We start from the raw sequence: 8,883 nt of genomic DNA on the forward strand, positions 1-8,883 counted from the left end.
TGTTGTCCATTTACATCAATATTTTGCTTCGTATGCTTCGGATCTGCGTCTTAATCGTATTTAACGATTTGCACAGACGCTCCGAAATTTCCGTTCGGCTGCAACCGCGCTCTTTAAGCTCGTAAATTTCCCGTTCCGATGGAGACAACTGCATCAGTCGTATTTCTTCTCGCATGGCAAGCGCCGCGTCCGAATGGATGGAAGCCTGACCGGCATAGGCCTCGCGGATCGCGCGCACGATATCGGGAAAGCTCGATTTATTCATATAATTTACAGCTCCATGTTGAAACGCCCTGACAATGATTTCCTTATCCGTTAATGAGGTTAACATAATGACCTTGACTCTCGACTTTGTGGCGATCATGAGCTCCTTCGCGGTCTCGAGTCCATCCAATTGATTCTCGGTTAAGTTGATATCCATGAGTACGACGTCGATGTCCAGATCCCCCGCCCCTTCCAGCGCTTCCAGCTTCGTTGACGCCGCTTTGACGATTTCGATATCCGTCTCCTTATTCAAATCGGCAAAGAGCCGCTCCCGCCAGAAGACGTCGTCCTCCACCAGCATGACTCGTATGTTATGTTCCATTTCGCTCATCCCTTCTTTAAACGCCTGCCCGCAACGCTGCAGAACGGTCTGGCGCTGTCATCCTGCGCACCCTCTTGGCCGGAAACCGAATTTCCATCCGCGTTCCCCTCCCCGGCTCCGTCTCTGCCAGACGGATACTGCCGCCATGCTTCTGCATGACGCCATAACAGTAGTTCAAGCCGAGGCCGTAGCTCGCGCCCCCTTTCTTCGTCGTGAAAAAGGGATCGAACATCCGCGCCGCGTTTTCTTTCGAGATCCCAGCCCCGTTGTCTTGAACCCTGATCACGACCTCCCTCTTGGCTTCCAGCAAGGATACGGTTATTTTCCCGTTTCCGGGTGTAAGCGCGTCCCAAGCGTTAACAAGAAGGTTGTTCAGAACCTCGTGAATATGGGACTTGTCGCACACAATAACCGGATCGCACTGCACCTCTTTGCGGATGCTTATCTGCTTGGCCTGCATCATAGGCTCTAATGCCAATAGACTGAATTCCAGCACGTCCGCTATGCGGTACTCCTCCTCATGCAGCGCGATATCGCCCGTTCTCTCTTTGATTTGGTTCATCATTGTGAGGATATGCTCCGCCACTCGGTCCAACTGAGACAGATTGCTCCACATTTCTTCTTTATCGTTGTTTGCAACGGCACTGCTCATCCGGCTGCTGAGATAGTTGATCTTTTGCACTTCATTTTTAATCGTATGATTCAAAATGAGCGCTCCCTGCGTCAATTGTTTCATGGAATAGTCGAGCTTCTGCCGCTCAATCCGGAGCTTGATTCCCATAAAGCCGTACTTCATCCCGTAGTAAACGAAAAAAGCTGCAAACACAAGAGAAATCATAAAGTTAAACTGCCACATGTTATTGCTCGTCATCTCCATGCCCTCACGGCTGATGATCACCCGTTCAATGCCGACGTAATCCGTAACGTATAGAAAACTAATACACGGTATGAGAGCCGCCGCGGTCCGGAAGCTGTTTTTCTTATGCGAGGCATTCTGTTCGGTCAAATACCGCAGCCCATATATCGCGAGTCCCATCAGAAAATAAGCGCCGGAAAGGATACGAAACGACAGGTGACCTCCCAACTGCAGCTCCGGATACAGCGGCGGAACCGCAGCCAAATAAACGAGAATCGGCACAGGCAACAATAGGCTGAACAAAATAATCGTTCTTCTGCGGAACAGCCGGGTAAATACCAGCGAGCACATCAGCAACAGATAGGGCACAAAGTAATACTCAATTCCCCAAACCGTCATCGCGAACAATCGAACAGACTCGATTGCATCAGCCGATAATACGGACGACATGCGCATCCAAGGCAACACCTGCACGTTCAGAACGACCGAGAAGCTTGCACAACCGGTGATGAACAAAAACAAGCTGAACCAGCGTGTATGCGGATTTGCCGAATTGTTGACCAGCATCATCGCGCCGATCGTCCATAAGGACAGAAATATGGTGCAGTATAAAATGACCAGCCCTATCACCTCCAATGAATTAACCTTTCGTGCAGTGCAGTTCAGCTCCCGGGTGAAAAATGTTCATCCTTATGCGCATAATCTGATGCCATTATAATGAGAACGAAAGCGGGGATTACGAGTCCTCAAGCTTAATCAACTAATAGGGATAAGGGATGATGACGATGAAAAAAAGTAAATTTTTAATCGCAATGGTATTGGGAATGGCTTTAGTAATGGGCTCAGCAGTTCCGGCGTTTGCGGCAAAAGCCGAAGCCAAACCGGAGGCGGCAAAAGCCGAAGCCAAACCGGAGGCAAAAAAAGCTGAGGCTAAGCCGGAGGCGTAATGGAATGGAGAGTTGACTCGAATGAAGAACGATAGATGGTATAATGCTGTCTATCTCTTCTTTTGGGTCTTTTTTCATTTTAGCCCCCTGCATCTTCTTCCTATCGAGAATAGTAGCATCGTCTCGCGAAACGCATCAGTATGCTAAAGGATACATTCGGGGCATACAAAGGGATACCCCTGCGTAACAATAAGCACAACAAAAGACCAGAACCTCTGCCGAGGAATTCTGGTCTTTTTCTGTCGGCCATACCATTCAATTGCGATTTTGCACCAAAACTTCAATACTGCCCTTCGGCCGCAAGGTCATGAGCGCCTCCATCTCTATCGGCGGATGCCCCGGCGTCAGCCGAAGCCGATAACGCTGACCAATCATCGTCAGAATGATGACCATCTCCAGCATGGCATAATGGTTTCCGATGCAGCCGCGCGGCCCGCCGCCAAAAGGTATATAAGCAAACGTTGGAATCCGCTTCAGCAGGTCGTTCCCGAACCGTTCCGGAACAAACGATAACGGATCGGGAAAGTATGCCGGATTTTGGTGCATCGCGTATGGACTGAACAGAACCGATTGCCCCTTCTTCACCGTAAAATGACCGATTTGTACGTCAGCCGTCGCTGAACGTCCGGTAAAAAAGGACGGTGAGCGCGGACGCATCGCCTCCCATAGCACGTTCTGGGTATACGTAAGCTGCATGTAATCCGCAGCCGAAGGTTCGCGTCCGTTAAGCACGCGATCCCACTCCTCATAAAGCTTCGACTCGACCTCCGGCTGCTGCAGGATATACGAGAATGCCCACGATAACGCATTGGCCGAAGTCTCATGCCCGGCGATGAACATTATCATCAGCTCGTCGCGAAGCTCCCGATCGCTCATGCCGTTCCCGCTCTCATCCGTGGCGGACATCAGTACGGACAGCAGATCCCCTTCCCCCTGATCCGGGTTCAATCTTCTATTCTGGATCACCGAATAAACGGCGCGGTCAAGCGCGCGGAGGGCATCTTTGTAAGCCTTGTTTTGGGCCGTATTAATAAACAGAGGCACTGACAGCAGTGACCGCATCCGTTCCGCGCACATGCGGTTAATTAAATCATACGGCTCGCGAATGGCACGGGAATAATCGTCGCCCTCCAGACTGAAGAGCGTTCTGGCAATAATCGAGAAGGTCATATCTGAAACTTCATCCGTCAGATTACGGCGCTCGCCCGGTATCCAGGTTTTCCAGCTTGCTGCGAACAATTCCGCTCATTTGTTCCGCATACTTCTGAATATGCGCTCTCGTAAAGTGCGGCTGCAATAAGCGCCTGGTCCGCTTATGCTTATCTCCCTCACTCGTCGCGAGCCCGTCTCCGACAAATAGTCTCGCCTCCTGAAAGGCTTTTAGCTTAATGAAATGCTCCTGCTTCGTCAGCAGCACCTCTTTCAAAAGCTCCGGGTCATAGATCACGTACATCGTCTGGGGACCGAAGCGTATTTTCGCCACTCCCCCGTACTCCTTCTGCAACTCCGTTAAAAATCCAAGCGGATCCTTTCGGTAAGCCGTCAAATTTCCGCCCAGCAAAGATCCCTTCGGTCCCTGCGGAGTGCGCATGCTTCCGATTGCCGTCGTCATACTGCCGCTCATCTCCTCATCTGGTTATAATGATGGATTATAATATCCGCTGGCATTTTCAGGGAGGCTGAACTTTTCTCACCCTCTCACCCTAGAGCTTTCACTTTCAACCGTAGCAGGATTTCCATTTTCTCCAATCCAATAGTGAAGATCCACATCCTCCGCGCGATAAGAAAACCGCCTCTCCTAAAGAGGCGGTGATTAAACTATCGTATCCGTTAGTGCAACAACAGTATTGAATCTAACATTTACAAATCATCAACATATTCCCGTCTGGATCTTTAAAATTAAACCAATGGCCATTCTCTATGTCGGTGATCATTTCAATATTGCGGTCTTTTATGAATTGGTAGGCTGCATGTATATCGTCAGTGTTAAAATGAAAGGCAGGTTCTCTAAAGCAGGTATCTGCATTGTAAATTTTGCTATCTAAGACGATATTTAATCCATTATTATCCATGGGTATACAACAAAGATGTCCGGCGATAATATCAAACGCAGGTTCCAGACCAAGAATGGAACAATACCATTCCCTTGCTTCTATTATGTTGCTCACTGGGATAAAAACAGCTCCAACTTTACTTGAAATAATACTCATGTTCATCACACTCCTTATTTTTATACGAATACGATGTTTGTTAGTTCGGCATCTGGTAAACAACTCCTTCTGACAGATTCCAAGTTGATTCTGAACATATAGAAAACACCGCCAAAGCCCTTGGAAGATACCGTGAATTTTAAGCAATCCATCGCCGCAGCCGAACATACGGATCTTCAGGGAGTCATGAAAGTGGCTGAGAATGTCAGAACTTATCTAAATAAGATCATCGAATCCCCGATGTGCGGGACATCCTGTTTAAACCAATTAATTCAGTTATACTATTGGTTTTTCTGCAAATCACCTTTCCATTCTTCATAAAATTTATCGATAGTTGTCTGCATTATCCGCTCGAATTGATTCTGTTCAGGATTTCTAATAATCTCGTTTAATGTATCCTCTCCGTACTTATCGACAATGTATTGAATGATCAATCCGCTGTAGAAATAAGCTTCGCCGCCCTCAAGGTTAAAGTAGTCAGGGCTTGCAAGTTGCTCGAGTGTTGGAATATCTAAGAAGAGCGACCTGGCTTGAAGTTCTTTTTGAAGCTGGTTTGATGTATAATAGGCGATTCCTTCATCCAGCCATTTTGTCTTTCCAATATCGGGATTGATTTGCTGGATAACCGCATGAACGAATTCGTGAACGATTTGATCGGTAAATGCGTCCTCAACCCCCGGAGTATTCAGACTTTCAGGTGTATACACCTTAATGATGTTTTCTGAAGCTACATAGGTCCCCTCCGTGTTCCGGCCAATCATTTTCTGAAAGTCTGCTTTATTGGTATACACATGAACTATCGTCTTGTCCGTTGAATCTAATTGAAATAGCTTAACGATTCGAATGTAATGAGCTTCGAATGCTTCTGCTAGCTTTGTTACAGCTTTTTCTTTATCCGCATTCACATCTGGACTATAGAAGCGAGCATGATCGGTTTCCTTGATGAGAGGCAAATCACCATCTGTTTTGTGTCCCATACAGGCAGACAAAAAAATCAGCAACATAATTCCAAGCAAAAAGAAGCTACATCTCATATCTAATCGCACTCTCCTTCATATAAATCTATTGGCTCCTTTCATTTTATTGGAAATCAATGAATCGCAAATCATCCTTTAGCAGGGAAACCATTTCGACTTTGGTCTAGATCATAGATCAAATACTTCTAGGGGAGCATGGCTTCACTTCGAAAGGAGGGGTTCAACCCATAAGAAAAGAGATGATGCCTATTCAGACATCATCTCTAATAAAATCAACACGTATAAGGTTACTTTTCTAAACCTGTTGTTGGCTGCGTTAAGAGTATCTTTATGCTTCTGCTGCCTTCATTTCAGCGCGTTTCTCGTCGAGTTGTTTATTGATGCTGTCAACGTCTTTATCAGACAATGGATAGAAGTGCATCACAATCATAGAAACAACAGCAAGAACAGCAGGTATCCAAATAGCACTCATATTAATCCCTGCAAGGGCGTTAGCTGTTTGGTGCTCAGCATCTCCATTAAATCCATAAGCGGCAAGGAACCAAAGTGGAATAGCACCGCCAAGCGTGAAGCCAACCTTGAAGAACAGCCCCATAATAGCGTTGATAATAGCAGCATTACGTTTACCAGACTTAAGTTCGCCATAAGAGACTACTTCAGGAACAAGTGCCCACATGAAACCAGTCGCTGAACTCAAGCCCCATTGCTTGATGAAAGTTGAAACATAAGCCAACCAAAGTTGATCGTGCATACCATCAAGACTCCAAACCCAAGTCAGAATTTCACCGACAACAAACATGCCGAGGAAGAAATGGAAGAAGCCTTTTTTACCGAAGATTTTCTTGAGTTTTGGCCAGAATACTGTAAAAGCGATACCAGGTATTGAGGCAATCAGCCCTACAGCACCCATCCAGTCCGAGTGATTGACGGTATATTGGTAAAAGAATCCATTAACCGTATTCATGAAGAACATAAATGTAAATGCCAACATGAAGAAAATTCCTAAGATGATCAATGGTTTATTATTTTTAAATTCAACAAAGAAATCATAGACTTTAACTTTTGCCGTTTGTTCAGCATTAGCGACAACACGTTCTTTCGTAAGCTTGTAGCAGAGGAAAAGCGCAACGGCACCAATAACCATATAAATTGCATAAACGCTAAACCAAGCGTGATCTGCAGAAGGGTCTGTATAAGTCCCCATATTCAGTTTTAATCCAAACAGTCCGGTATCTTTGAGTGAACGGTCTAATGGTGCCACCAATTGAACAAACATTGGGAACATTGTATAAACGAGAAGATTTGCACCGTTTGCAAGCATCATACGAGTCGTTGTAATTTGGTCAACAGAGTCTGGGTCACGGGTCAATGAAGCGTTCAGCGAGCCGTAAGGAATGTTGACAACGGAATATATCAAGTCAAGCAACAAATAAGTGATGAATATAAAGGGTACTGAGTCACTGATACCCGGAATGGGCGTAAACAGCAGCGCAGCCAAGATAACCATCGGAATACCTGCACGAAGTAACCAAGGACGATATTTACCTGCTCTTGATGAGTGTTTATCGACATAAGTCCCGACCATTGGATCCCAAATAACATTGACGATACGGACAAAGAGGAAGATAAATCCTGCTGTTGCTGTACCGATAGTATTGACAGTCGTCAAATAGAGGGCAAGGAAACCTCCAACTGTACCAAAGACAAGATTTTGAGCAAAGTCCCCCAAACCGTAGCCAATACGTTCAGCAAGATTGAGCTTGTGATACTCATCTTGGTGAACATTTTGTGTGTTATTACTCATGATGAATACTCCTTCTAAGATGCAATTTTTACGAAAAAAATAAAAGCCCTTACATTTCTACAAACTCGCTTAATGCTTTTGTGAATAAAACAAAAAAAAATACCTCAATTTCTTATAAAATACCCGCCATATAAATTCATTATACTCCTCCTGCCATGTTGTACTTTTGAAAACGGGTAGTTTTCTTTGTTAGTTTGTTTATTAAACAAACCAAGTTAAAAATATAGCATAATTAGTATCAATGATCAACTTCATTCTAGGCAATGATCAAATATATCCAGACTCGGTTACCGTAACACTCTAACGGCAAATTTTTTTAGGGAACCCTTGTCGGATCACGGAAAAATTTTTTTTATTGACTAGTTTATTTAGACTATATTATTCAAACTAAACAACTTTTCCGATCCCTCTTGCCGAATTTCGAATGATAGTATTTAATTGAATTACTATTAAAATTGGAATTTATGGGAGGAATTGAAGTGAAATATATTACCTTGAATAACGGAGTACAGATGCCGATTTTAGGTTATGGCGTTTACCAAATCCATAATCCAGAGGAATGCGAAAGATGCGTGCTTGATGCCATCCGTGTGGGTTACCGTTCGATTGATACTGCACAGGTTTACCGAAATGAAGCTGCAGTAGGTCGTGCGATTAAGAAAAGTGGAGTATCCAGAGAAGAGTTTTTCATCACCACGAAAGTTTGGATTTCCAATGCAGGTTATGACAAAGCAAAAGCGTCTATTCAGGAATCTATGGATTTACTTCAAGTCGATTATCTGGACTTAGTCTTAATCCATCAACCATTTAATGATTATTATGGAACGTACCGTGCGATGGAGGAACTTTATAAGACGGGCAAAATCAGGGCAATCGGGGTGAGCAATTTCTATCCGGATAGATACATCGATCTCGTGAAGTTTAGCGAAGTGGTGCCGGCTGTGAATCAGGTAGAAACCCATGTCTTTAACCAGCAGGTAAAAGCACAGGAAATTATGAAAAAATACAATACGCAGATTGAATCCTGGGGCCCTTTTGCAGAAGGATTGAACAATTATTTCACTAACTCGACCTTACAAGAAATTGGCGATAAATATAACAAATCTACAGCCCAAGTGGCTTTACGTTTCTTGATTCAGAGAGACGTAGTTGTCATTCCAAAAACGGTCAATAAAAATAGAATGGAAGAGAACTTAAATGTATTCGATTTCAAACTGACAGAGGAGGATATGGAAAAAATAGCTGCACTGGATACAGGCGAAAGTTTATTTTTCTCCCACAATGATCCACAAACCGTAGAGTATATCATTAATCTCGGCAAATAAAGGTTGGAGGGCCTTTCTTGACGGCAGTTATTCCAAATGCGCGACAAGCTTTTTTTTCTGTGAAAAGAATAACGCACGTATGAAGGATCTCGTCTTTCTAAAGGGAGGGGATTCAGAAAAATGGCAATAGGATACCCGGGAAACGAATTTATCGATTCCATGTTTAGCTTACACTATT

General features: G+C 44.5%; 9 protein-coding genes. 2 read left to right on the forward strand and 7 right to left on the reverse strand.

Features of this window, described 5'->3' with window-relative positions:
• Positions 1 to 10: 10 nt before the first annotated feature.
• Together GOM71_RS02250 and GOM71_RS02255 are read right to left on the reverse strand one after the other, a co-directional pair.
• On the reverse strand, positions 11 to 586 hold the full coding sequence (locus GOM71_RS02250) for a response regulator transcription factor (RefSeq protein WP_173275081.1): 576 nt from the start codon (positions 584 to 586) through the stop codon (positions 11 to 13).
• A gap of 16 nt (positions 587 to 602) precedes the next feature.
• Positions 603 to 2,072: a sensor histidine kinase gene (locus GOM71_RS02255; protein ID WP_367649435.1), complete on the reverse strand. Its 1,470-nt coding sequence runs from the start codon at positions 2,070 to 2,072 to the stop codon at positions 603 to 605.
• A gap of 155 nt (positions 2,073 to 2,227) precedes the next feature.
• Between GOM71_RS02255 and GOM71_RS02260 the strand changes: the two genes are divergently transcribed.
• Entirely contained in the window at positions 2,228 to 2,389 is a 162-nt protein-coding gene (locus tag GOM71_RS02260; protein WP_156278050.1) for a hypothetical protein, read from the forward strand.
• Positions 2,390 to 2,644: 255 nt separating this feature from the next.
• On the opposite strand, the gene GOM71_RS02265 is transcribed toward GOM71_RS02260, so the two are convergent.
• The 5 genes from GOM71_RS02265 to GOM71_RS02280 form a co-directional block, all read right to left on the reverse strand.
• A complete protein-coding gene (locus GOM71_RS02265; RefSeq protein ID WP_253944641.1) occupies positions 2,645 to 3,628 on the reverse strand; it encodes a cytochrome P450 in 984 nt (327 codons plus the stop codon).
• Positions 3,582 to 4,001, reverse strand: a complete 420-nt coding sequence (locus GOM71_RS24230) for a cytochrome P450 (protein WP_253944643.1) — start codon at positions 3,999 to 4,001, stop codon at positions 3,582 to 3,584. The genes GOM71_RS02265 and GOM71_RS24230 overlap by 47 nt, the downstream gene beginning before the upstream one ends.
• A gap of 241 nt (positions 4,002 to 4,242) precedes the next feature.
• Complete coding sequence (locus GOM71_RS02270) at positions 4,243 to 4,599, reverse strand: VOC family protein (RefSeq protein ID WP_156278052.1); 357 nt, start codon at positions 4,597 to 4,599, stop codon at positions 4,243 to 4,245.
• Between the two features lie 281 nt (positions 4,600 to 4,880).
• Positions 4,881 to 5,615: a gluzincin family metallopeptidase gene (locus tag GOM71_RS02275; protein ID WP_216651693.1), complete on the reverse strand. Its 735-nt coding sequence runs from the start codon at positions 5,613 to 5,615 to the stop codon at positions 4,881 to 4,883.
• A 289-nt stretch (positions 5,616 to 5,904) separates the two neighbouring features.
• Positions 5,905 to 7,380: an MFS transporter gene (locus GOM71_RS02280; protein ID WP_156278056.1), complete on the reverse strand. Its 1,476-nt coding sequence runs from the start codon at positions 7,378 to 7,380 to the stop codon at positions 5,905 to 5,907.
• 479 nt (positions 7,381 to 7,859) lie between these two features.
• On the opposite strand from GOM71_RS02280, the gene GOM71_RS02285 reads away from it, so the two are divergent.
• Positions 7,860 to 8,705 carry an aldo/keto reductase gene (locus GOM71_RS02285; RefSeq protein WP_367649432.1) on the forward strand — a complete coding sequence of 282 codons (846 nt, stop codon included), beginning with the start codon at positions 7,860 to 7,862 and terminating at the stop codon, positions 8,703 to 8,705.
• The last annotated feature ends 178 nt before the right edge of the window (positions 8,706 to 8,883 follow it).

It is taken from the genome of Paenibacillus sp. NEAU-GSW1, from assembly GCF_009737085.1.
In the GTDB taxonomy this organism is placed as follows: Bacteria; Bacillota; Bacilli; order Paenibacillales; family Paenibacillaceae; genus Pristimantibacillus.

Bases quoted from the DNA above. Each gene is read 5' to 3' on its own strand.
- GOM71_RS02250 (WP_173275081.1), bottom strand. From the start codon at position 586: ATGGAACATAACATACGAGTCATGCTGGTGGAGGACGACGTCTTCTGG.
- GOM71_RS02260 (WP_156278050.1), top strand. From the start codon at position 2,228: ATGAAAAAAAGTAAATTTTTAATCGCAATGGTATTGGGAATGGCTTTA.
- GOM71_RS24230 (WP_253944643.1), bottom strand. From the start codon at position 4,001: ATGACGACGGCAATCGGAAGCATGCGCACTCCGCAGGGACCGAAGGGA.
- GOM71_RS02270 (WP_156278052.1), bottom strand. From the start codon at position 4,599: ATGAGTATTATTTCAAGTAAAGTTGGAGCTGTTTTTATCCCAGTGAGC.
- GOM71_RS02280 (WP_156278056.1), bottom strand. From the start codon at position 7,380: ATGAGTAATAACACACAAAATGTTCACCAAGATGAGTATCACAAGCTC.